Source organism: Flavobacterium cupriresistens, from assembly GCF_020911925.1.
Classification (GTDB): domain Bacteria; phylum Bacteroidota; class Bacteroidia; order Flavobacteriales; family Flavobacteriaceae; genus Flavobacterium; species Flavobacterium cupriresistens.
The window spans coordinates 5662955-5687266 of sequence record NZ_CP087134.1 but is presented as its reverse complement, the minus strand read 5'-3'; the positions used below and the strand labels follow the sequence as shown (position 1 = coordinate 5687266).

Below are 24312 nucleotides of genomic sequence, written 5' to 3'. Positions count from 1 at the left end.
GCTATAAATTTTTAAGGAGTAACCGATATTCTTTGGCTTTATGCCAAGAAAGATTTTTTCAATTTTCATTGAAAAAAGGACTAAAATTTATAGAAGACAGGAGGGAGGATGAAATACAGTCTTTGAAATCGAAACCGGTTTCTCATTGAGAGAGGCATAAAGTTTTGCTTCAGTTTCGATTGGCAGGAGGAGTTCAAAAGGAGTAATGCCAAGATTTTGAATGTAAACTATTTCTGTTTTTTCTTTCAGATTGTTTTGCATTCTTTTTTCGTTATCCTCATACTTTTTTAAACTCTTTTGAAGTTCACATCGACCATTACAATCATTAAAAAGCATTTTTCGTTGTACACAGATGGTTTTTGAGATTTCTTCCTGATTTAATTTGAAGGTAGTATATACAAAGAAACTGCCAAAAGAGGGGACTAATAGCATGCAAGAAAGCAATAGGATAAGAAAGCGTTTCAAGATAAATTTCGTTGTTTAATGAATTTGTTTTTTAATGTTTAAAGGGTGTAATTCAAATTAATACCCCATCTGTAATTGGCTTCCATTTTTCCGCTGGATAAATTTTGGTTGATAGGCAACATGGCGTTTATACCCAAAGAAAATTTGTCTCTTCCGACCTCAATTCCGAATTTCCCAAACAGTATATCACCTGCCGTATCGGGCAAATCTAAACCATGCTGTTTGTTGGTTTGATAAACTTCTCCGGCTAAACCTAATTGTGGAACCAGTTGAAAGGCCTCCAGATTAAATAAATAAAATAGCGTACTGGCATAGTTAAACTGATCTCCGTACTGATAGTTTTTACTGTTCTCGGTTTTGAAAACATAGTTCAGCATGGTGTTCAACCCTAAATTATTTTTCTTAATTACATATTCTGAAACCAATAAATAATCCCAGCTTCCGGTTCCTAATTGAAAGCTCTGATTGATACTTCCTAAATTATTGGCTTCGGCAAATTTTCCGGTTGGCATTTTTACTCCTGCGCCCAGGTTTATTTTGTGGGTAAAGAGGGTGCTGTCTTTTTTTGTTTCATAAACAGAATATAGTCCCATTACGGTGATGTCCCCCAAACCTGCAATACTTTCGGTACCTGATGTTAATTCACGTTCGTGAAAATGGTACGGAACCAGTGCCGAAATCTGGATTTTTTGCGTAATCGGAATCCTTGCCCAGGCCTGAACAGTATTGAAGTTCTCGTCGATCCACGGAGAATTGTTGAAAATCCCGTCGCGGCTGGTATAACTTTGTTTGAAGTAACGAACTCCGACAAAGTTATTGTTTAACATAGAACTAAATCCCATGCTTCCGCCACTTGCCGAGCACCCGCAAGCGTCACAATCAAAATCTTCGAGCATAGCCAAACGCTGAAAGGTAAAACTTGACAGTGAGTCTTTTTCTGTAAAACTATAGGCCGAAAGCCCAACTAAAAGCACTATTGTTAAGAGTATTCTTTTCATTCTTTTTTATTTTAAAATTCCGAAAATCGCTTATCGGTTAAATATTGTGTATCAGTGAGCGTTTTTAAAAACGCAATAATTTGTTTTTTTTCATTTTCGGAAAGTGGGATCCCGAGATTTCCATTTTGTTTCAAAATAGGGTCTAAAGTTTCAGAGTCCACTACTCCCGAGGCATAATGGTTAAGTACTGCTTGCAGCGTTCCAAATCGTCCGTCGTGCATATAGGGAGCCGAAACTTCTATATTACGGAGACTTTGTACTTTGAATTTATAATAATCAGATACTAATTCAGTGACTCTGTAACGTCCGACATCTTTTACTTTAGGATTTACTGCCAGGCCATTATTGCGAAAGGAATGGTCCGTCATTAAATCTGTTGCATGGCAGGAGGCACATTTTGATTGGAATAAATCGTAACCCGCTTTTTCATCAGCAGTAAAAGTGCCACCAATTTCATTTCGTCTGTATTTATCAAATTTAGAATTAGATGAAACCATCATGACCATAAACTGCGAGAGAGCTTTGAGCATATTCTCAGTGCTGATTGTGCCGTCGTCAAAAGCCTGACCAAATAATTTTCGGTATTCTTTATCTGCTTTCATCATGGCCAGAATAGCGTTCAGATCGCCATTCATTTCAATGATACTTGTCAACGGAATAATGGGTTGTAAGTCCAGATTAGTGGCAGCTCCGTCATACATATAAGCAGACTGGAAGGCCATATTCTGAATTGGTGTTGCGTTACGAGTACCTTGCTCATTATTTACACCATGACTGACTGTGTGACCGTGGTGTGTGAAAGCATTAGCCTGTATGTGGCAAAAACCACAGGAGACCAAGCCATCAGAGGCCAGGCGTCCGTCGTAGAATAATTTTTTTCCTAACTCGAAACCTTTTTCTGTAGGCTTATTTAAAGCAATATTATAGGTCATATCCGGAAAATTGGATGGAACAGTAAACGCTAAAGGAAGATTTACATATTCTTGATCTTCTTCATTATCGGAGCAACCTAAAAATAGTGGAATAAACAGCCAGAGAACAAATTTTATTTTCTGCATGGTATGATGCTTTTTGAAAACAGTATTTTACATTTTCAGTCCATCAGTGTCCTTTTTATTTTTTAAGTTTAGAACAAACTCGAAAAATAAAAAGGCAAAGGATGTATTAGCATTCTGAAAAATAATAAGTACTATATTTTCGGAATTGGACTAATTGTTATGTACGTGATCTATTCTGAACATTTTTGAGATGTTAGTAGTGATTTTAGGTAAGGCTTCACCTCCCATAATCATAGCACCCATTCCGCCTTTGTTGTAATCAGATAGTTTAATGGTGTTTTCTCCGTCCAGAATTTTAGATAAATCTGTTACGATGTGAATAGCCGGTGTGATAGTAGTTCGCACTAAGGCTTTGGTAGGTAAGTCCAGCGTTACTTCTGTATAATTATATGCTGTACCGATTTGCCCTGTATGCACCATAAAAGGGACTGCAGTTTTAACGGTAGAAGAGGTAAAAGTTCCTTCGAAGGCTATAAATTTATAACCTGCAGACCAGCTCCAAATCAGATCCTTGGCTTGTGCCTTGGCTAAAAAATCGCCTTGTCCCGAAGCTCCCAAAAGCCATTGTTCTTTGTCTACTCCAATGCCAAATTTAACTTTGGTATAATCTCCGGCAGGAACATCAGTAAGATTAAATTGGTATCCTGCAGTAGCATCCCCTTCATCGGCAATAAAGTAGCTCTGTGCTTTTGGATAGGTAAAAGTAGTTCCGTCTGCTTTTGTCAGAACAATATTGCTGACAATATAACGAACGAGATTGATTTTTAAAACCTCGTTGTTTTTGGTAGTATTGGGTTGGGTTTCTAAAATTAAGTCATTGTCTCCAAAAGAATTGTCAAATTTCAAACCTAATTTTCCCGTTCCTGTTGTGTTTTTTTCGTTGTTATCATCGCTAGAACAGGCTGTAATAAAAATACTAAGTGTCAGAAGCACTATAGTCTTGTATACTATTTTTTTCATTTTTATGAATTTTATATAATTTTAAATTTAGAATAGGCGTAAGCACTATTTCATTGTTTTTAAGAACAATGAGAAATCATTTCAATAGCAATTGAAATAAATTTTTAAAAATTATATAAAATAGGAGGGAGGGCGGAAAGTAGTTTTTGAAACCGAAATTGGTTTCCCGTCAAAAGAAGCAAAAAGATTTGTTTTTGATTCGATTGGGGCTACTAATTTGAAAGTATTTAGAAGGGTATTCTGAATGTAAACGATTTCTGCTTTTTCCTTCAGATTGTCCTGCATTTTCTTTTCGTTGTCGGCATATTTCTTCAAACTTTTCTGAAGTTCACATCGGCCATTACAATTGTTGAAAAGCATTTTACGCTGTACACAAATGGTTTTTGAAATTTCGTCCTGATTTAATTTGAAGGAGGTATAAACAAAGAAACTGCCAAAAGAGGGAACTAATAGCATGCAGGAAAGCAATATGATGAAAATGCGTTTCAAAGAGTGTTTCGTTGTTTTCAGGTGCAAAAATACAGTTTATTCGTTTTAGATTGACTATTTATTGTCGTTTTTTAATTTTTTTTAAACCTAACAGGTTTTAGAAACCTGTTAGGTCTTATTCGAAGTCCCTAAGGTTAAAAAAAAATCTCCAATTGCCACAAAGCTATTGGAGATTTTATATTTCGCAAACCTAACAGGTTTCTAAAACCTGTTAGGTTTAATTCATTCTTAATGACATATAATTATTTAACAATAACCCATTCGCCATTTGCGATTAAAGTTTCTGCTTTTTTAAATTTCATTGTTTCTGTTTTTCCTGTAGCTACTTCCTGAACAGTTACAGTATCGTTACGATTGATTTTTGGCATATCTCTCACGATAGTTTCTGTAATTTGACGTTCTTGCGTTTGTCCCGCTTCACGATTGATGTCTTCGCTGTTTACAATTTCATCTTTGCTCAATTTGAAATTTTCTTTCTGACGAACTTCTCTTGCTTCTTGAATTTCAGGAACGTTTTGAGCTGGTAAATCACCTTTGAATAAGAATGAAATAACTTCTTTGTTAACGTTGTCTAACATTCCTCTAAACAATTTGAAAGCTTCTAATTTGTAGATAAGCAATGGATCTTTTTGTTCGTGAACGGCTAATTGAACAGATTGTTTCAATTCGTCCATTTTACGTAAATGTTTTTTCCAAGCTTCATCAACAATAGAAAGCGTGATGTTTTTCTCGAAATCAGCAATTAACTGAGCTCCTTCGGTATCGTATGCTTTTTTAAGGTCTGTAACCACATTCAACGTTTTGATTCCATCAGTAAACGGAACTACAATACGCTCAAAATGATTGTTAGGCTCTTCATAAACTCCTTTAATGATTGGGAAAGCTTCTCTGGCACTTCTTTCTGTTTTTTCAGTGTAGAAAGCTAAAGTTTCTTTGTATACTTTTCCGGTGATTTCGATATCAGTTAATTTTGTAAAATCAGCTTCAGAAATTGGAGAAGTGATAGAGAAATAACGGATCAAATCAAATTCGAAAGTTTTGAAATCGTTCATTGCTTTATTATGACTCACTACTACTTCACAAGTATCGTATAGCATGTTGGCAATATCCAGTTTCAAACGCTCACCAAATAAGGCGTGACGACGACGTTTGTAAACTACTTCACGTTGCGAGTTCATTACGTCATCATATTCTAATAAACGTTTACGAACGCCAAAGTTGTTTTCTTCTACTTTTTTCTGAGCACGCTCGATCGATTTAGTCATCATAGAATGTTGAATCACTTCACCTTCCTGTAATCCCATTCTGTCCATTACTTTCGCTACTCTTTCAGAACCAAATAAACGCATTAGGTTGTCTTCAAGAGAAACATAAAACTGTGAACTTCCCGGATCTCCCTGACGTCCTGCACGACCACGTAACTGTCTGTCTACACGACGGGAATCATGACGCTCTGTACCAACAATTGCTAAACCTCCCGCAGCTTTTACTTCCGGAGATAATTTAATATCGGTACCACGACCAGCCATATTGGTTGCAATAGTTACAACTCCGGCTTTACCTGCTTCTTCTACAATTTGTGCTTCTTGCTTGTGCATTTTCGCATTCAAAACGTTATGGGTAACGCCTCTCATTTTTAGCATTCGGCTTAATAATTCTGAAATTTCTACAGAAGTTGTTCCAATTAAAACTGGTCTTCCTGCATTTGATAATTCCGTTACATCTTCAATTACAGCGTTGAATTTCTCACGTGTCGTTTTGTAGATATAATCTTCTTTGTCTTGTCTTGAGATTGGACGGTTGGTTGGAATTTCAACAACATCCAATTTATAAATCTGCCATAACTCGCCAGCTTCTGTAACCGCTGTACCTGTCATACCACCCAATTTGCTGTACATACGGAAATAGTTCTGTAAAGTAACAGTTGCAAAAGTTTGTGTAGCGGCTTCGATTTTCACATTTTCTTTCGCTTCGATCGCTTGGTGTAAACCGTCAGAATAACGACGACCATCCATGATACGACCTGTTTGCTCATCTACAATCATGATTTTGTTTTCCATGATCACATATTCTACATCTTTTTCAAATAAAGCATATGCTTTTAAAAGTTGCGTCAAAGTATGAATACGCTCGCTTTTTACTCCAAAATCCTGGAACAATCTTTCTCTGGCTTCCGCTTCAGAATCTTTGTCTAGTTTTTGTTTTTCGATAGCAGCAATCTCCGTTCCGATATCCGGAAGTACGAAAAAGTCGGGATCAGTATCTCCTGAAAGGTATTGAATACCATTATCAGTCAATTCAACCTGATTGTTTTTTTCTTCAATTACAAAATACAAAGCTTCATCGACTTTGTGCATTTCGCGATTGTTATCCTGCATGTATTGATTTTCGGTTTTTTGAAGCAATTGTTTGATTCCTTCTTCACTCAAAAATTTAATTAATGCTTTATTTTTAGGTAAACTTCTGTACGCTCTTAACAATAAGAATCCACCTTCTTTAGTGTTTCCTTCTTTGATTAATTTTTTAGCCTCAGATAAAAATCCGTTTGCCAGTTGACGTTGTTGTGCAACTAAGTTTTCGATTTTTGGTTTCAATTCATTAAATTCATGACGATCTCCTTGTGGAACCGGTCCTGAAATAATAAGTGGCGTTCTTGCATCATCAATTAATACAGAATCGACCTCATCGACAATGGCATAATTGTGTTTTCTTTGAACTAAATCGCTTGGCGAATGTGCCATATTATCTCTTAAGTAGTCAAAACCAAATTCGTTATTGGTTCCGTAAGTGATATCAGCATCGTATGCTTTTTTTCTTTGTTCTGTACTTGGTTGGTGATTATCGATACAATCAACGGTTAAACCGTGGAATTCGAATAAAGGTGCTTTCCAGGTACTATCACGTTTTGCTAAGTAATCATTTACGGTTACTAGGTGAACACCGTTTCCAGTCAAAGCATTCAGGTATAATGGAAGTGTAGCCACTAATGTTTTACCTTCACCCGTTTGCATTTCGGCAACTTTACCTTCATGCAAAACCATTCCACCAATTAACTGCACATCATAATGAATCATGTCCCAGGTAATTTCCTTACCTGCAGCATTCCATTTATTAGCCCAAACCGCTTTATCGCCATTAATTTCGATATAAGGTTTAGCAGCAGAAAATTCACGGTCTTTTGGAGTAGCCGTAACTTCGATGTGTGTGTTGTCTTTAAAACGACGAGCCGTTTCTTTTACAACAGAAAATGCCTCAGGTAAAATCTCTAATAAAGTTTTTTCTGAGATTTCGTATGCTTCTTTTTCAAGCGTATCAATAGCATCATAAAGATCTTCTCTTTTGTCGATGTCTTCGATGTTTTCAACTTCAGCTTTAAGCGCTGCAATTTTAGCATCTTTGTCTGCTCTTGCTTCTTTAATTGTTTCTTTAAAATACACGGTTCTGGCTCTTAGTTCGTCGTGAGACAAACCCATTAAGCTGGTTTCGAATGTTTTAATTTTGTTTAAATAAGGTTGTAAAGCTTTGACATCTTTCTGTGACTTGTCACCTACAAAGACTTTAATAATACTGTTTATGAAACTCATGATTTAGTGTATTTCTATTATATGTAAATGTGTATTTGAACCAAAAAAAAAGCCTCGGTGATGAGACTTTTTCCTTTGGTTTATTTTTTAATATTCATCCTCATTCCAAAGATAATCTTCGTCTGTTGGATAATCAGGCCAAATTTCTTCCATTGATTCATATATCTCTCCTTCATCTTCGATAGACTGAAGGTTTTCTACTACTTCTAACGGAGCACCAGCTCTAATAGCGTAGTCAATAAGTTCGTCTTTGTTAGCAGGCCATGGCGCATCACTTAAATAAGATGCTAATTCTAATGTCCAATACATCTGTTATCTGTTTAGTTTGTGCAAAAATAAATTTTTTACTGAAAAAGACAAGTAAATTTTGATTTATTTTAAGAAAATTTAAGAACGTCTTGTTTTAAAATTCCAAAAATTAAATTTCAAATTCCAAAAAGGAATCAAAAACCCTATGTTTTCCGGTATCTCCGGTCTGGAATTTGGAATTTAAAAAATTGGAATTTACAGAAAATTTATTTTCTGGGGATCCATTTTACTTCATCCGCTTTTAAGTCTGAGGACAACTTCCGTGCCAAGACAAAAAGGTAGTCAGAAAGTCGGTTTAAGTACTGAATTGCAATTTCGGGAACGTGTTCATTATGGCTTAAATGGACTGCCAAACGCTCTGCACGACGGCATATACAGCGTGCTATATGACAATGTGACACAGTTGGATGACCGCCCGGTAAAACAAAATGAGTCATTTGCGGAAGGCTATCTTCCATTTGATCAATCTCTTTTTCTAATAATTCGATATCCGTATCGATAATTCCAAGATTTTTTAATCGAAGTTCTCCATTTTTCAAAACTTCTTTTTCCGCCGGAGTTGCCAAAATGGCGCCTACTGTAAATAAACGATCCTGAATTTCGATTAAAATCGTTTTATAATGAGCATCCATTTCCTGATCCCGAATAAGTCCTATATAAGAATTCAGTTCATCAACAGTTCCGTAACTGTCAATCCGGATGTGGTCTTTAGGGACACGATCACCGCCAAAAAGGGCAGTAGTGCCTTTGTCTCCTGTTTTTGTATATACTTTCATTTTTATTTTAGATTGTAGATTTCTGATTTTAGATTTGATCGTTGGGTCTAAAATTATTTTGATTTTAATATTTTGGATTACAGTGTGTTAGCTAGTACTGGTAATCTGGAATCCGGAATTGTTTCGGATTTGATATTTTGAGTTTAAAATTATCGTTACTTCAAGGTTTGCGAAATATAAATTAAGACAAATAGTCTAAAATCTAAAATCAGAAATCTAAGATTACTCCTTAGAAGTCACCAGCAACAATCTAAAATCTAAAATCAGAAATCTAAAATTATTTAGTTGTGTCACTTTCAATTATACCATCGCGCAAGCGAATCACACGGTGTGCGTAGGCGGCGATGTCTTCTTCGTGGGTTACCAGAATGACAGTGTTTCCTTGTTCGTGAATATCGCCAAAAAGCTTCATGATCTCTACAGAAGTTTTACTGTCCAGGTTTCCTGTTGGTTCATCGGCGAGAATAATAGAAGGTTTATTGACCAAAGCGCGGGCAATGGCAACACGCTGGCGTTGTCCTCCCGAAAGCTGATTGGGCTGGTGGTCCATCCTGTCGCCAAGATTTACTTGTTTCAGCACTTGTGTAGCGCGTACAACGCGTTCCGATTTAGAATGACCGGCATAAATCATGGGTAACGCTACATTGTCTAAAGCGGTAGTTCTCGGTAATAAATTAAAGGTTTGAAAAACAAAACCAATTTCTTTATTTCTGATTTCTGCCAATTCATCGTCACGCATTTGGCTCACATCTTTACCATTTAATATATAACGTCCCGAAGTAGGCGTATCCAGACAACCTAATAAATTCATTAAAGTCGATTTTCCTGAACCCGATGGTCCCATCAAAGCGACGTACTCTCCTTTTTTTATTTCTAAGTCAATACCTTTTAAAACATAAACGATTTCATTCCCCAGAATAAAGTCTCGTGTTATGTCGGTTATTTTAATTAATGGATTTGCCATTTCGGTTTACAATTTTGGATTTAAAAGTACAAAACGCTTTTCAATAATTGATGAGTAGGTATTATTTGATTTTTGTTACAAAAAAGAATATAGACAAGGACGTATTCAGATCATGATGCTGGTACCAATAAAGTATACTTCAATTATTTATAAACGGGTTATATGATTTTTGGTTATTTTTACATAATTATCACATTTAATTATTTTTACTGAATTATAATTATTTAAAACGCTAAAATTATGATAAATATTTATAATTATTCATTTTTATGGGTATATTTGATATCTATTAATTAAACAATCAAGATTATGAAAAATATACAAATTATATCAGGAATTGCATTGCTTGTTTTAAGTTTTGCATCATGTAAGGATGAAAAACAAGTAAATGCTCAGAAAAAAATCGACTCCTATGTTGCCTATGTCGATTCAGTGAAAAAGGTTGCAGCTGCCGATTTGAAAGAAAATTGGAAAGCAGTTGATGCAGAATACGACAAAAGAGCTCAAGATGCTCAGGTAGCGTTAGCGGACATTAAAGACAATTCGGCCGCGACCGAAAAAATAAATACAAGTAAAATAAAATACGAAGAGTTTAAAAATGAAATGACAGTCCTTTTTACTCCAAAGCCCGGTCCAAAACAACAATTGCGAAATGCCTTGTTTGGTGAAGGGAAAATTGGTGATGATATGAGTTTTGCCTGGGTAAATGCTAAGAATATTCACAGTGTGTACCAACAATTTGTTCATACAGTAGAAAATAACAAGGACAGTTACTCCCGTGAAGACTGGGATGAAATTAAATTGATGTACGAGGCATTGGACAGTCGTAAAAACACGGTTGAAAAAGAAGGACTTACCGGTGAAGATAATAGAAAAATTGCCGGTTTAAAGTTGAAGTTTGCTCCAATGTATACCTTAAATAGAATGGGAGCTAAGTCGGAAGAAACCGCAGAAGCTAAAAAATAAATTAAATTTTGAATTAGTGAAAAAATGACAATCCGTTAGGGTTGTCATTTTTTTATTTTAGTTTTTTGACTTATTTCTTCAAGTTTTTCATCCTGTTGTTTGATTTTTTTATTTAAGTCTATAATATATAAAGTTAGTTCCTCTATCTTTTCTAATAGCTTTGCATTCATCTCTCCTAGATTTACACCATTTTTTAAGACCTCTTTTTCACTTGGAATATTTTGTAAATGCCCATTTTCATTGATATGTTTTTCTACTTCATCTAATGTTGGTAGTACATAGTCTTTTTTGAAAACATAATCAGACCAGCCTATCATGTCAACTTTTACTTCTTTGGAATGAATGGTGCCATTTACATCCAGTTTATTTTGTGGATCCATGTTTCCGATACCAAAATTACCTGAATTAATATAGGAATTACCTGAAGCAGAAAGTAGCACCTTTATCCCATTGTTATTAATAGTTAGTTCTTTGGCTATTAAACGATTTGCATTAAAATCGCTTGTGCTATTGTTTAGGTTTCCGGAGTGGTATATTTTGAACCATTCCGACCAAACAGTTCCGGCAGTATTATTTGATTGGCGAAAATAAAAGTCTTTTTCCGTAGTAAATACTAATTGGGTTCTCCAGTCAGAGCCGCCCTGTCCAGCCCAATATCTCAATCCTAATATTGTACCGTAATTTGTTGATGGAGGTCTGTTGGAAGTGGCTGGTGTGTAAATTCCTAAGTCATTAGGGAATGGATTTAGATCTGTAAGCCCTAAGTTTTGAGTGAAGAATTGGGCTTTTGCAGTTATAGAAAAAAATATTAGAATTATTAAGATGTATTCTTTTCGGATTATTCTTCTCGAAGAGAAAAAGGAATTATAACAAAGAAGATTACTTATAAAATGTAAATGTATTTTTTTTAAAGCAAGATTATTCATGAGGTTTTTTTACAAAAAAATATTATGGCTTCAAATGTAGCTATAATATTTTGTAATCATACTCGTATGATAAAATGTTCTTTTTCCTGCTCGCGTCTAAAAAAGACAAATCCCCATTGAAACGTGTCGATGGTCACTTTTACTTTTGGATGCTTTTTAAGAATTTCCCAGGTTTCTTCCATCTCGGGAGACCAATGAATGTCATCAAAAATCCAAACCGTATCGTTGGTGGTGGTTGGTAATAAAAGATCGAAATAGGCTAAAGTAGCTTTTTTAGAATGATTTCCGTCGAAGTAGATCAAGTCGAAGTTTGAAGTTTCCTGTTTCAAGTTGCTCAAATAGAACTGAAATTCTGAAACGATACTTTCGACATTATTACAGTCGAAATTTTGTAATTGATTTTTTGCGATTGCCATTGTATTTGGACAGCCTTCGAGTGTAATTAGTTTAGCTTTCGTATTCCCTAAAGCCAGAGCAGACGTGGCTAAACCTAATGAAGTTCCAATCTCTAAAATCGTGTTGGGTTGAAAATAGCGTACCACACGAAATAATAATTCGGCGCGTTTTGGAGAAATCCCGGCAGTCTTGGCAATTTTAGCAATCTGTCGGGTATTCGATTTAAAAACTTTTGAGCCCGCACCAAAATCGGTTACTTCAATAAAGTTTTTGTTTTGCAAAAGTGATTTTCGATATTTTTTTAGAATCGAATATTCGGGTTTTGGTTTTCTGTCGTAAAAACATTTCGTCAATAAATGAAATACAAACGGAGAATGAACTGCATGTTCATTTTTGGAATTCCAAAGAAATTGGAGATATGATTTTATTTGAAATAGCATAGAAACAGTTGCAAAGTAGCGGCGAAGATACTAAAGAATTGTGAAATGTGAATTGTAAAACATGAAACATGAAACGTGAAACATGAAACACGAAACATGAAACATGAAACATGAAACACGGAACATGAAACATGAAACATGAAACACGGAACATGAAACATGAAACACGGAACATGAAACATGAAACATGAAATGTGAGAATCGTAATATGAAAAGTCATTAAGCCTGACCAGACCTTTCTGCTTTTCGCATTTAAGGCGCTAAAAAGACTATATTTGCGGCCTTGAAAAAATACACATTTTATGATGTTGAAGGAAGAAATAGAGGATAAGAGTATACTAACTTCGGAGGATATTGAACGTTGCATCGCTGTTTTGGCGCAATTGAATGCAGAAACGAATCAGATCTTTGAGATTCCTAAAGAGCAAAGAATAGCTTTGCTAAAAGAAGCCGGAATGTTTTCCAGACCGGATCGTGGGGAATTTTCCAGACGAGTTAAAGAGGGTAAAGAAGCTGCCAAACGCAAAAAAGAAAAGAAAGACAAAACGGCTCGTAAAGAAACCGGAATTCGTCATGCGCGTGAAGCAAGTGTGTTTGTAGCCCCAAAATTATTGGCTTTTAATGATCTTGCTCATAAAGAACAATTAGAATTAGAGACACCGAGAAACTGTTATGTTTGTAAAACTAGTTTTACCAAAATGCATCATTTTTATGATACGATGTGTACAGATTGTGGTGATTTTAATTATGCCAAACGTTTTCAAACGGCTGATGTAAAAGGGCAGGTTGCCGTTATTACAGGTTCCCGACTAAAAATTGGCTATCATATCACGCTGATGCTTTTGCGAGGAGGAGCGACTGTTATTGCAACAACTCGTTTTCCTGTGGATTCTGCATTGCGTTTTTCTAAAGAAGATGATTTCATGGAATGGGGTCATCGCTTGAAAATTCACGGATTAGATTTAAGACATATCCCAAGTGTGGAGATTTTCTGCAATTTTATAGAGCAAAAATACGAACGATTGGATATACTAATTAATAATGCAGCACAAACGGTAAGACGTCCTGCGGGATTTTATACCCATCTAATGGAAAATGAAGAACGCCAGATAAGTTCTTTACCAAAACAAGCGCAAGAATTATTACTGGATCATACCAATTGTCTGGACGAATTAAAAGTGCTGACTTCTGGAGCTTCTTCCAATCAGAACATGCCGGTCACCTGGCATGGACCGGAACCTGGTATTGGATTACGTGCTTCGGCCAAATTATCTCAAATCCCATATTCTTTTGATAATGCTTTGGTTGCTAATGAAGTTTTTCCGGAAGGAGAATTAGATGCCGATTTACAGCAGGTGGATTTAAGAAAAACAAATAGCTGGCGTTTGCGTTTGGGCCAAATAGAAACGACAGAAATGATTGAAGTTCAATTGGTAAATTCGGTGGCGCCTTTTGTATTGTGTAATCGTCTTTCGGAGGTAATGAAGAAAGACAATACCGGAAAAAAACATATTATTAATGTTTCGGCTATGGAAGGAAAATTCCATCGCTTTTTTAAAGAAGACCGTCATCCGCATACCAATATGGCGAAAGCGGCTTTAAATATGCTGACACATACTTCATCTGGAACATTGGCTAAACATGGTATTTTTATGAATGCGGTAGACACCGGTTGGGTAACCGACGAAGATCCTGCAGAATTGGCCAAAAAGAAACAAGAATTGGAAGATTTTCAACCACCACTGGATATTGTTGATGGAGCCGCAAGAGTTATGGATCCCTTGTTTGATGGTATTAATACAGGAAAACACTGGTGTGGGAAGTTTTTGAAAGATTATAACCCGATTCCGTGGTAGGGTTTTAGTTTCAGTCTCAGTTTTCGGTCTCAGTTTTCAGTCTTAATTTGTACTAGTGTCGTGCTGAGCTTGGTTGAAGGGGTTTAGTTGGGTTTCGACTTTGGTCAGTCTGACACTTTAAGTCTATTGCCTTAGGCTTCGTTTTTCATATAATTGTAGTATTTTTCGTTATTTTTTAGTATTCTTGCAAAAAAATAAATTCATGGATTTTAAAGAACTGCTGGCTTATAAAAAGTCATTTCAGCTTGCGATGGAGATATTTGAACTGTCAAAATCATTTCCTTTGGAAGAAAAATATTCGCTTACAGATCAAATTCGGAGATCATCAAGAAGTGTAAGTGCTAATATTTCTGAGAGTTATAGAAAACGAAGGTATGTAAATCATTTTATAAGTAAGCTAACAGACAGTGATGCTGAAAATTCAGAGACAAACGTGTGGTTAGAATTCTCATTTCAGTGCAACTATATTAATAAAGACGTATTTGATGATTTAAATGTAAAAAGTATCGAAATAGGAAAGTTGATCAATTATATGATACATAACCCCGGTAAATTTGGATGCATAGTTTAGTGTGATTTGTTCAAAGATAATATTGGTCTAATTCTAATTAATAAAGAAATATAAGAACATAAAAAATCCGTAACAAAACTAGTTTCGTTACGGATTTTTTATAGTTAAAGAACTTCGGCAATACAACTGAAAACTGCCACTGCGACTGAAAACTAAAGTTTATCCTTCAATTTTAGCTGAAAGCTCGAACCAGCGTTCTTCTTTCTGGTCGATTTTCTTGATAATGTTTTCAAGCTCTTTTGCTTTCTTTTCGATATCAGCATCGGCAACTTTACCATCGGAGAATAATTGTTCGATTTTAGTTTTGTCAATCTCTAAATCTTTAATTTCTCTTTCCAGTTTTTGATATTCTTTTTGCTCGTTGAAAGTTAAATTTCCGGTTGGATTATTTTGTTTCCAATCTTTCTTTTCTGCTTTGTTTTCTTCTTTTTGGGCCACATCGGCACTGTCTTCGTAAGCTCTAAAGTCAGAATAGTTTCCAGGGAAATTTTCGATTTCTCCGTTTCCTCTGAAAACAAATAAATGATCGACAATTTTATCCATAAAATATCTATCGTGCGATACTACCAGCAAACAACCCGGATAATCCAAAAGGAAGCTTTCTAAAACGTTTAGGGTTACAATATCTAAATCGTTGGTAGGCTCATCCAGAATCAAAAAGTTTGGATTCTGAATCAAAACGGTACATAAATACAAACGTTTTAATTCACCACCACTTAATTTCTCTACAAAGTCGTACTGTTTTTTAGCATCAAAAAGAAAACGCTCCAACAATTGAGAGGCCGAGATCATTCTGCCTTTTGCAAGTGGAATAAATTCACCGTATTCTTTTATAATGTCAATGACACGCTGATTGGGTTTCGGATTGATTCCGGTTTGTGTATAATAACCCACTTTTATCGTATCTCCTTTTACCACACGACCACTGTCTAACGGAAGCGTTCCGGTAAGTAAATTCAGGAAAGTAGATTTTCCTGTTCCGTTTTTACCAATGATTCCGATACGCGCTCCACGTTGGAAATCAAAACTAAAATTATCCAGTATAACATGGTCTTTAAACTTTTTAGAAATTTTGTGAAGCTCGATAATCTTGCTTCCCATACGTTCCATGTTAATTTCAAGTTCCACTTTGTTCTCCTGACGACGGCTTTGTGCTTTTTCTTTGATTAAGTAAAAATCATCCTGACGCGATTTTGATTTTGTCGTTCTCGCTTTGGGCTGACGACGCATCCATTCCAATTCTTTTACGAATAAGTTTTTGGCTTTGTCAACACTCGCATTTTCAGAAGTAATTCGCTCTTCTTTTTTCTCTAAATAGTACGAGTAATTTCCTTTGTATTGGTATAATTTTCCGTTGTCCAATTCGATGATTTCGTTACAAACACGTTCTAAGAAGAAACGGTCGTGCGTTACCATAAACAACGTAATGTTTTCTTTGGCAAAATAACTCTCCAACCATTCGATCATTTCCAAATCCAAGTGGTTGGTTGGCTCATCCAAAATCAATAAATCAGGACGATTGATCAAAATAATAGCCAATGAAAGACGTTTTTTCTGTCCTCCCGAAAGATTTTTTACTTTTAGTTTAAAATCTTCCAGTTTTAATTTGAATAAAATTTGCTTGTATTGCGTCTCAAAATCCCACGCATTGTGTTGATCCATTCCGTCGAAAGCTTTTTGATAGGCTTCTTCATCATTTGGATTTTCTAATGCCTTTTCGTAGGCTTCAATTACCTTAAGGGTTTCATTGTCCGAAGCAAAAATACTTTCTTCGATTGTCAATTCTTCCTGAAGATTATTGTCTTGTGAAAGAAACGCCATTCGGATCCCTTTTCTTAAAACAACCTGACCTGTGTCCGGTTCGTCCAGACCATTAATAATGCTCATAATGGTTGTTTTTCCCGAACCATTTTTGGCAATAAAAGCAATTTTTTGGTCTTTATTGATTCCAAATGAGATGTTGTCAAATAAGGTTCTTTCGCCAAATGATTTGGATATATTCTCGACTGATAAGTAATTCATGAAAATTGGTAACTGAAAGTCAGTTTTTTATTGTTTAAAAATAGGTAACTAATTTAGTCTCTAACTTTTGAGTGCTCTAAAAAAGATGGCGCAAAGATAGCTTTTTGAAGCAAACAAAAAAAGATAGCTTTGCAACTATCTTTTTGCTTTGGAATTTCGATGCTTTGACGGCTTTAAATCTTTTTATGAATTGCCGCTTAGGGGTGATTTTTTAAGGTTGTTTCTTGCAATTCAGTGCGTTTTTTCTTTTCAGTATTATTTTGAATATTTTGTAACGCTGCTTTTTTAGTAATCAAAGAGTTGAGCGAAAGACTGAAATTGATAGTGTTCTGCTGTTATTGGAGAACGATAATTTAGATATAAGGTAGTATTTGAAGGGGTTAGGAAGAGGGCTCTGATTGAAGATTCTTTGTTTTAGGAAGTTTTATAACGTAGAAGGTTTTATTCGTATAATTTTGCCATTTTCCATAACCACCAAATCACTATTCGCTTTCTTTTTAAACTCAATTAAATTTTCATAAACTTTATCCATTCCCTCTAAAACTTTCTCCTGAGTGGGTGTTGTTTTGTGCTCTTTCATATTTGATTATTTTTAAGTTTATAGAATTTTATTGATAATATCAATAGTTGTATCTAATGTTTTTTTGCAATTTCATCTGCATTAACAAACTCTTTACAGTCTAATATTTTTGGAAGAATAGTAAATGAGGCGGTCGTTTTACCCGCACCATTGCAACCTGCAATTATATAAAGATTTCTATTCATCATAACAAAGGTAAATAATTTACACACGGTTGGTATAAATTATTTGTACCAACGTTATAGTACTAAAGGGATCGAAATTATAATTTTTTGAATTAAACCCCAAAAAGTAACTTTTGCAGAAAGTAAATGTTCTAATAAATAATTCGCAGTAAAACAAACTGTAACAAAATCAAAAAAGTTTAGACCTATTAAAAAACATAAATCCTTAAAAATGAGCGAAAATAAAATAAAATCAGGAAATTTGGAGGACTTCAAAATTAATATAAAAATCAAACTCTCGGCAATGTGGGCGTCGGTGATGTTTTGTTATATTTATGGAGATTATTTTTCGCTTTATGTACCCAATAAAGTAGAGGAATTTATAGAAGGAGAAGCAATGTTGGATACTCCTTTTAAATTATTTGCAGCAACACTATTAATGACAGTGCCTGCGCTAATGATTTTTTTGTCAGTGGTACTAAAGCCTAAAATAAATAGAGGGCTGAATATTGTTTTTGGGATTCTGTATACCGCAATTATGCTTTTAATAGCCGTTACTTCAATTGCGCCATGGTGGACTTTTTATGTGTTTCTGGCAGTCGTAGAAAGTTTTATTACGGCACTAATTGTTTGGAATGCCTATAAATGGCCTAGAATAAACAGCTAGAAATAGAGCCTAAAAGAAAGACTAACTAAATAACCACCAAAAAATGAAGAATCAAAGAAAGATGTCCAATAAAAAGAAGGCCAGAATAGCAGGATTATTGTATTTAGTTGTAGTCTTAACCGGTATTTTCAGTCTGGCCTATGTTCCATCGCAATTAATTGTTTGGGACAATGCCTTAGTCACGTTTAATAATATAAAGGGGGCTGAATTTCTTTTCCGCTTAGGTATGGTGAGCAGCTTAATTTGTTATACTTTCTTTTTGTTTTTACCTTTTGCTTTATATCGATTGTTAAAGTCAGTTCAAGCTACGTATGCAAAACTGATGGTTGTTTTGGCAGTAGTCAGTGTGCCGATATCTTTTATAAACATACAGCATAAATATGCGGTTCTATCTATTATAAACGGTTATAATAATGCCAAAGTTTACACTGGCACGCAGCTGCAGGATCAGGTTTTGTTTCATTTGAACCAGTATGATAATGGCAATTTAATTGTTCAGATATTTTGGGGATTATGGCTGTTTCCTTTTGGGTATTTGGTTTTTAAATCAGGTATTATTCCTAAGTTTTTGGGTGTTCTTTTAATGTTGGGTTGCTTTAGTTATCTGATTAATTTTTTAGGCTTTTCTTTAGGGTCTAATTATTCAGATTTAAGGATTTCGTCTTTTATACAACTACCGGCAACTCTTGGAGAAATAGGAACCTGTTTGTGGCTTTTAATAATGGGAGCGAAGGAAAAACAATCCGTAACGCCATTAGAAGCTTTAAATAATTAAATACATAACTATTATTAAACTCTTTGGTTACAATTAATTTTAACACTTAGAGCCATAGTTAACAAAGATTAGAAAAGACGTTTTACTTTAAATAAATCACATAGGGCTATGTGAAGAAATTGTAATTTTCTTGAAATACCTCAAATTGATAATCCTAAATCTATGTGTTAAATAGCATTTAGCTGAATTACAGTTAATGGGTTTGTTATAATTGATTCAGATAAGAATTTAATAAAGTACTCAAATCAAAATAATGCATCTGCTGTGGCACATTCAGAATTGGTTTTCGAGTCAAAGATTCGTTAGTTAAATAATAATGTAGGCCATCTTTCGTAGCGATTCCTTCTATCTGATGAAAAGGGAGTTTAAGTGCTATTTTTCTTTTATTTCCGCTGGAGAAATGATGGTCTTTAAAATCGTATAAAAGGTATAAAAAGGTTTTTCCAGTTTTAGAATAACCACAAAGGACGACCAGTTTTTTGGATTCTAAATAAGTGGCGCCTGTTACTAAACCTTTTGTATCAATACTTTCTTTGTATTGGGCAATATGATTTCCGGGTTGGTTTGGCAATGCATAAATGTGGGTTTTAGAGGAGTCCCATTGTTTAGAAAATATATAAATACTGTCTTTCGATACTATAAAAGCTTCACAGTCAAAATTAGTTGTATTTCCTTTCTGTGGTTTGAAATCATTTTGATCGGAATACGAAAAGGAAATAGTGTCTATAATGGGGTTTTCTTCTGTAAAACCTCTTTTTTCGATTTTCAAAATATGGAGATCGTTTCGGTTTCCGTGCAAGTTATTTCCAAAATCACCCAGATATAAATGGGTACTGTCTTGCGAAATTTCTTCCCAGTCCTGATTAAGTACAGGTTTAAGAATAACTTTTTTTCTGATTTTCCCTAAAGAATCTAATCCATAGACGGTCGTATCGTGATCGTCATTGTGTGTCCATAATAAGTTGTCGAATGCAATTAGTCCTGAGGTTTCTTTTACAGAATCACTTAATCTAATGGAGTATTCCGGTTTTATTTTTAAATTTTGATACAAACAACTTCCGTCATTTAATGTGGCAGACGGATTGTAATTTTTAGAAAGAGGATCTGTACAACCTGAAACTTGACCATATGTTGATGATAGGATTAAGAAAAATAAGGAAAATGTTTTTATCATTGCGCAAACTTTAGGATCAGGTCAGCTAAAAGTAAAAAATAAAAGAACAGTATAAAAATAATTTAAAGGACTGGTTTTGGATTAGGAAGTAAGATAAGAAGCAGCTTTTTTGGACTCCTAATTTAAAATCAATGCTTTAAGAAGCGGAAAGTAGCTCGCTTTTTTTGCCTGATTACGAACAGCAGTTCAGTGATTATTAATTAAAACTATGCGGATATTAACGCATTGTGATTTTAGATGTTTTATTTTGTAATTTCTGGCTAGATTTGTAGTATAAGTTTTAAAGTATGCTTTTAGAGAGAGTAGCTGATTGTTAAATTTTAAAATGACGGTTGCTTTAGAATAGAAGACAGTTGATATAAAGAAAAACAGAAACAATATTCAATGCCGGTGAAAACCTTTTTGCAAGAACCAATCTATGTGATAGCTCTTGCTCGAGTAGTTTTTTAAGTCGTTGCAATACTGTTTCGACTCACATTACAATTAAACAGATTAATATAACGAACATCTTGAATTATATAATTAAAATGGTACTTTGCGTTAGTAAAATTTTATTAAGTTTAGATTCAAAACGATTAAGCTTGATCCCCCAAATATGACAATTTCACAAAAGATCTCCAATTACCGTATTTCCCGTTATTTCAAACTTTTGTTTGTCTTTTTTGATATCTTATTATTAAATGCGGCAATCAATCTTTCAGCCTTGGCGCGATTTGGAAATTTAGAGGAGCTTTCTTCAAAAGAAGAGAGGGCTATTGTTTTGCTGATGAATTTAATCTGGATCGGTTTGTTACTTTATAGAGACTCTTATCGAATGGTACGAATTGAACGCATAGAATCGATATTAAGAAGGACAATAAACAAAATTCTCATTCATGCTGCGATAGTTTCCATTTTTGTTGTCTTCCTGAAATACGAAGATGTTTCAAGACTTCGGCTGTTGTTCTTCTATTTGTTTTTCTTTTTTATCATAATGATCTTCCGCTATATACTGATGAAAATTTTAAAGAAAATCAGAGCCAATGGTTATAACTTTCAAAAAGTGATTATCGTTGGAGCCAATGATACCGGAGAAAGAATGCGTAAAATATTAGCCAAGGATTTAACTTATGGGTATCGATTTTTAGGTTTTTTTGATGATAGAACGGCCGTTTCGTCTACTATTTCAGGCCCTTTTTTAGGAGAGTTTGATAGTATTCAGGATTTTATTGTCAAAGAAAAAGTGGATGAAATGTATGTAGCGCTTCACATCGATAAAGTGGAAATAATCAATAAACTCATCAAAATTTGCGAGCAGAATATGATTCGGATCAAGTTTATTCCCGATTTTCAATTGTACACAAAGTCAAGTAAAGTTGAGGTGGTCTTCTATGAAAACACACCTGTTCTCATGTTTCGCCCGGAGCCTTTAGAATTTGCTTCAAACAGACTTGTTAAAAAAGTATTTGATATTTGTTTCTCTCTAGCCGTTATTGTATTGATTTTTCCATGGCTTTTGCCAATCGTAGCGCTGATTATAAAAATAGAATCGCCCGGACCGGTTTTTTTTAAGCAAGAGCGTTCAGGAAGAGACAATCAAACTTTTATGTGTTTTAAGTTCAGAAGTATGTATGTCAATGATTTGGCACACGATAAACAAGCAGGAAAGGGAGATAGCAGAATTACGAGGTTTGGCGCTTTTATTCGGAAAACAAGTGTTGATGAATTGCCACAGTTTTTTAATGTTTTTTTAGGCGATATGTCCGTTGTTGGTCCAAGACCGCACATGGTAAATCTGGCAAAAGAATACAGTGAACTGATCAATAATTACTTAGTAAGACAATATGCAAAACCCGGAATAACAGGCTGGGCACAAGTTAATGGGTATCGTGGCGAAACAAAAGAACTTATCGATATGGAAAACAGAGTCGAGTATGATATTTGGTATATCGAAAACTGGAGTTTATTATTGGATATGAAAATTATCGTCAGAACGATTATTAATGTTTTTAATGGAGAAGAGAACGCTTATTAATTAGAACCTAAAAAATTGATTGTTCGAGATAACTTCCTTTAGAGCAGTAATGTCTCGCACTTTTACCTTTTTGTAAAATTCCTTAATATGGGTATGGTGATGCACATCAGATCCCACAAAATTATACATTCCTCTTTTTAACAACTCTTCTGTGATTTGGGTAATTTCATTACCATAATAGCCAACAACAGCCAGTAAATTCAGCTGAAACAAACAACCGGTTTTCTTTAGTTTTTCGTATTCTTTGAAGTTTTTATGATAATACAGGTATCTTTCGGGATGTGCTAAAATGGGGGTGTAACCTGCAACTCGTAAGTCAAAAAGTATTTTATGCAATTGTATGGGCGGACTGATATAGGAGATCTCTATCAGCACATAATTGTCTTTTAAAGTAAGTAGTTTTTCAGATTTAAAATGATGCTCAAACCAATCATCAACGAAATATTCTGCCGCAGCCTGAAATGGAATTTTAATGCCGTTTTCTTCTAAGGCAATTGCTGCTTGTTTTTGATTTGTACTAATAGATTGAGACGAATTATCCCAAATATGATGTTTGATATGTGGCGTTGTAATAAATTGAGAAATTCCAATTTCCTGAAACCCTTTGGTAAGTTCGAGCGTTTCGGTTATGGTTTTGGCGCCATCATCGATTCCCGGTAGTAAATGGGAATGAATATCGACGTAGTTTTCCGAAAGAAGATCCTTTAGAAACGGTTTTGATTTTAAAAATGATAACATGCGGCAAAAGTAAAAAAAAAGAGGTGTTTTTAGAGAATTTGTTAAATGGAATTTTAGGCCCCAAAATTAAGGTAATAATCTAAGTTATCATTTTAGATTTATAGTATATTTGGTGGTATTAAAAGTGCAATAATTTATGAAAATAAAAGAAAATTTATACAATCAAAGGATTATTTCGATAGATGCTTTACGTGGAATCACCATTTTTGTGATGATTTTTGTCAATGAACTGGCAAGCGTTAAAAATGTACCGCAATGGATGAAGCACATGCCCGCAGATGCAGATGCTATGACCTTTGTTGATTTAGTTTTTCCGGCATTTTTATTTATCGTCGGAATGTCGATTCCTTTTGCTTTTAATGCGCGATTAGTAAAAGGAGATAGTTCTAAAACGATTTGGACACATACTTTAAAAAGAGCTTTGGCTTTAATCATTATTGGCGTTTTTATGGTCAATGCAAGTGACGGTTACGACGCTGCAAAGATGATTATAACTCCAGCCTTTTGGGGACTTTTAGCGTTTACAATGCCAATTCCGATTTGGAATAAGTACGACAAGAATTTCCCGTTGTGGCTAAAAAACACCTTGCAATATGGTGGAATAGCCGTGTTAGTGACACTCTATTTTCTATACGTTCAAAACACCGGAGCAATAGGGATGACACCACAATGGTGGGGAATTTTAGGCTTAATCGGATGGGCGTATCTGCTAACAGTAGTTTATTATTGGTTGGTTTCAGGAAAATTAGGGGCAATGATTTTGTTTTTGATTGTTTGTGTTGTCGCCAATTCAATTAATCTAATACCCGAATCAGCACTTCATCAGAACTCGTGGTTTAATTTTATTGCAGGACATTTGACGCATGCTTCGCTGGTAGCAGCAGGTGTGGTTATTTCGTTACTGTTTTTTGATCGAAAAGTAGCGCCAAAAGTAAATTGGGCTGTGATTGGTTTTGCGGTTTTGTTTTTTGTAACCGGCTATTTGTTAAGACCCTATTTCGGAATCTCAAAAATAAAAGGAACTCCATCCTGGACTATGTTTTCAGCAACAATTTGCACAGTGCTTTTCTATTTTCTTTATTGGCTAATGGAGATCAAAAAACAAACCAAATGGAGTAATTTCTTTATGCCCGCCGCCGCAAATCCTTTATTGATTTATATTTTACCGGGTGTTATTTACTATTTCAGTAAGGCTTTTAATCTGCATATAATTCCCGACTATTTTCGCGAAGGACTTCCCGGAATTATCTGGTCTTTAGTTTTTTCGACAATTATGTTACTGGTCATGAAAATCTGCAACAGATATAAGATTCAGTTGCATCTGTGAAAGTTTTCAGTCTCAGTTTCCAGTCTCAGTTTTCAGTCCCAGTTTTCAGTCCCAGTTTCCGGCCCCAGTTTTCAGTCCCAGGTTAACCGCGAC

General features: G+C 34.9%; 22 protein-coding genes and 1 pseudogene. 7 read left to right on the top strand and 16 right to left on the bottom strand.

Features of this window, described 5'->3' with window-relative positions; genetic code table 11:
- Positions 1-87 precede the first annotated feature (87 nt).
- From LNP23_RS22575 to LNP23_RS22535, 9 genes are all read right to left on the bottom strand, one after another.
- A complete protein-coding gene (locus LNP23_RS22575; RefSeq protein ID WP_230002972.1) occupies positions 88-432 on the bottom strand; it encodes a hypothetical protein in 345 nt (114 codons plus the stop codon).
- Between the two features lie 71 nt (positions 433-503).
- Entirely contained in the window at positions 504-1463 is a 960-nt protein-coding gene (locus LNP23_RS22570; protein WP_230002971.1) for a transporter, read from the bottom strand.
- 11 nt (positions 1464-1474) lie between these two features.
- Positions 1475-2521 carry a cytochrome-c peroxidase gene (locus LNP23_RS22565; protein ID WP_230002970.1) on the bottom strand — a complete coding sequence of 349 codons (1047 nt, stop codon included), beginning with the start codon at positions 2519-2521 and terminating at the stop codon, positions 1475-1477.
- Between the two features lie 150 nt (positions 2522-2671).
- A complete protein-coding gene (locus LNP23_RS22560; RefSeq protein WP_230002969.1) occupies positions 2672-3481 on the bottom strand; it encodes an MbnP family protein in 810 nt (269 codons plus the stop codon).
- A gap of 111 nt (positions 3482-3592) precedes the next feature.
- The gene (locus LNP23_RS22555) at positions 3593-3937 is read right to left on the bottom strand and encodes a hypothetical protein (protein ID WP_230002968.1); all 345 of its coding nucleotides are present in this window, start codon (positions 3935-3937) and stop codon (positions 3593-3595) included.
- A 275-nt stretch (positions 3938-4212) separates the two neighbouring features.
- A complete protein-coding gene (gene secA, locus LNP23_RS22550; RefSeq protein WP_230002967.1) occupies positions 4213-7554 on the bottom strand; it encodes a preprotein translocase subunit SecA in 3342 nt (1113 codons plus the stop codon).
- Positions 7555-7641: 87 nt separating this feature from the next.
- Positions 7642-7863 carry a DUF2795 domain-containing protein gene (locus LNP23_RS22545; RefSeq protein ID WP_007138072.1) on the bottom strand — a complete coding sequence of 74 codons (222 nt, stop codon included), beginning with the start codon at positions 7861-7863 and terminating at the stop codon, positions 7642-7644.
- Between the two features lie 206 nt (positions 7864-8069).
- Complete coding sequence (locus tag LNP23_RS22540) at positions 8070-8639, bottom strand: cob(I)yrinic acid a,c-diamide adenosyltransferase (protein ID WP_047778481.1); 570 nt, start codon at positions 8637-8639, stop codon at positions 8070-8072.
- A gap of 277 nt (positions 8640-8916) precedes the next feature.
- The gene (locus tag LNP23_RS22535; protein WP_230002966.1) at positions 8917-9603 is read right to left on the bottom strand and encodes an ABC transporter ATP-binding protein; all 687 of its coding nucleotides are present in this window, start codon (positions 9601-9603) and stop codon (positions 8917-8919) included.
- Positions 9604-9912: 309 nt separating this feature from the next.
- On the opposite strand from LNP23_RS22535, the gene LNP23_RS22530 reads away from it, so the two are divergent.
- Entirely contained in the window at positions 9913-10569 is a 657-nt protein-coding gene (locus LNP23_RS22530) for a DUF6565 domain-containing protein (protein WP_230002965.1), read from the top strand.
- 44 nt (positions 10570-10613) lie between these two features.
- Here LNP23_RS22530 and LNP23_RS22525 read toward each other — a convergent pair whose 3' ends face one another.
- Together LNP23_RS22525 and LNP23_RS22520 are read right to left on the bottom strand one after the other, a co-directional pair.
- Positions 10614-11495, bottom strand: a complete 882-nt coding sequence (locus LNP23_RS22525; protein ID WP_230002964.1) for a pyocin knob domain-containing protein — start codon at positions 11493-11495, stop codon at positions 10614-10616.
- Positions 11496-11551: 56 nt separating this feature from the next.
- Positions 11552-12331 carry an O-methyltransferase gene (locus LNP23_RS22520; protein WP_230002963.1) on the bottom strand — a complete coding sequence of 260 codons (780 nt, stop codon included), beginning with the start codon at positions 12329-12331 and terminating at the stop codon, positions 11552-11554.
- A 305-nt stretch (positions 12332-12636) separates the two neighbouring features.
- On the opposite strand from LNP23_RS22520, the gene LNP23_RS22515 reads away from it, so the two are divergent.
- Together LNP23_RS22515 and LNP23_RS22510 are read left to right on the top strand one after the other, a co-directional pair.
- Positions 12637-14187, top strand: a complete 1551-nt coding sequence (locus LNP23_RS22515; RefSeq protein WP_230005173.1) for an SDR family NAD(P)-dependent oxidoreductase — start codon at positions 12637-12639, stop codon at positions 14185-14187.
- A 202-nt stretch (positions 14188-14389) separates the two neighbouring features.
- The gene (locus tag LNP23_RS22510; protein ID WP_230002962.1) at positions 14390-14758 is read left to right on the top strand and encodes a four helix bundle protein; all 369 of its coding nucleotides are present in this window, start codon (positions 14390-14392) and stop codon (positions 14756-14758) included.
- A 159-nt stretch (positions 14759-14917) separates the two neighbouring features.
- Here LNP23_RS22510 and LNP23_RS22505 read toward each other — a convergent pair whose 3' ends face one another.
- The 3 genes and pseudogenes from LNP23_RS22505 to LNP23_RS22495 all read right to left on the bottom strand — a co-directional run.
- A complete protein-coding gene (locus LNP23_RS22505; RefSeq protein ID WP_047778474.1) occupies positions 14918-16780 on the bottom strand; it encodes an ABC-F family ATP-binding cassette domain-containing protein in 1863 nt (620 codons plus the stop codon).
- A 424-nt stretch (positions 16781-17204) separates the two neighbouring features.
- Entirely contained in the window at positions 17205-17360 is a 156-nt protein-coding gene (locus LNP23_RS22500; RefSeq protein WP_165579390.1) for a hypothetical protein, read from the bottom strand.
- A gap of 62 nt (positions 17361-17422) precedes the next feature.
- A pseudogene (locus LNP23_RS22495) lies at positions 17423-17548 on the bottom strand (zeta toxin); the annotation flags it as partial.
- A gap of 208 nt (positions 17549-17756) precedes the next feature.
- Here LNP23_RS22495 and LNP23_RS22490 point away from each other — a divergent pair.
- Both LNP23_RS22490 and LNP23_RS22485 read left to right on the top strand, forming a co-directional pair.
- Complete coding sequence (locus tag LNP23_RS22490) at positions 17757-18191, top strand: DUF6326 family protein (protein WP_230002961.1); 435 nt, start codon at positions 17757-17759, stop codon at positions 18189-18191.
- Positions 18192-18234: 43 nt separating this feature from the next.
- Entirely contained in the window at positions 18235-18966 is a 732-nt protein-coding gene (locus LNP23_RS22485; protein ID WP_230002960.1) for a DUF4386 domain-containing protein, read from the top strand.
- A gap of 205 nt (positions 18967-19171) precedes the next feature.
- Here the strand turns inward: LNP23_RS22485 and LNP23_RS22480 are convergent, their stop codons facing one another.
- Complete coding sequence (locus tag LNP23_RS22480) at positions 19172-20140, bottom strand: T9SS C-terminal target domain-containing protein (RefSeq protein WP_230002959.1); 969 nt, start codon at positions 20138-20140, stop codon at positions 19172-19174.
- A gap of 595 nt (positions 20141-20735) precedes the next feature.
- Here LNP23_RS22480 and LNP23_RS22475 point away from each other — a divergent pair.
- Positions 20736-22154, top strand: coding sequence for an undecaprenyl-phosphate glucose phosphotransferase (locus LNP23_RS22475; RefSeq protein WP_047778471.1), 1419 nt, complete (start codon positions 20736-20738; stop codon positions 22152-22154).
- Here LNP23_RS22475 and LNP23_RS22470 read toward each other — a convergent pair whose 3' ends face one another.
- Positions 22155-22892, bottom strand: coding sequence for a tyrosine-protein phosphatase (locus tag LNP23_RS22470; RefSeq protein ID WP_230002958.1), 738 nt, complete (start codon positions 22890-22892; stop codon positions 22155-22157). It lies immediately after the preceding gene.
- A gap of 136 nt (positions 22893-23028) precedes the next feature.
- On the opposite strand from LNP23_RS22470, the gene LNP23_RS22465 reads away from it, so the two are divergent.
- Complete coding sequence (locus tag LNP23_RS22465) at positions 23029-24219, top strand: DUF5009 domain-containing protein (protein ID WP_230002957.1); 1191 nt, start codon at positions 23029-23031, stop codon at positions 24217-24219.
- Positions 24220-24312 lie beyond the last annotated feature (93 nt).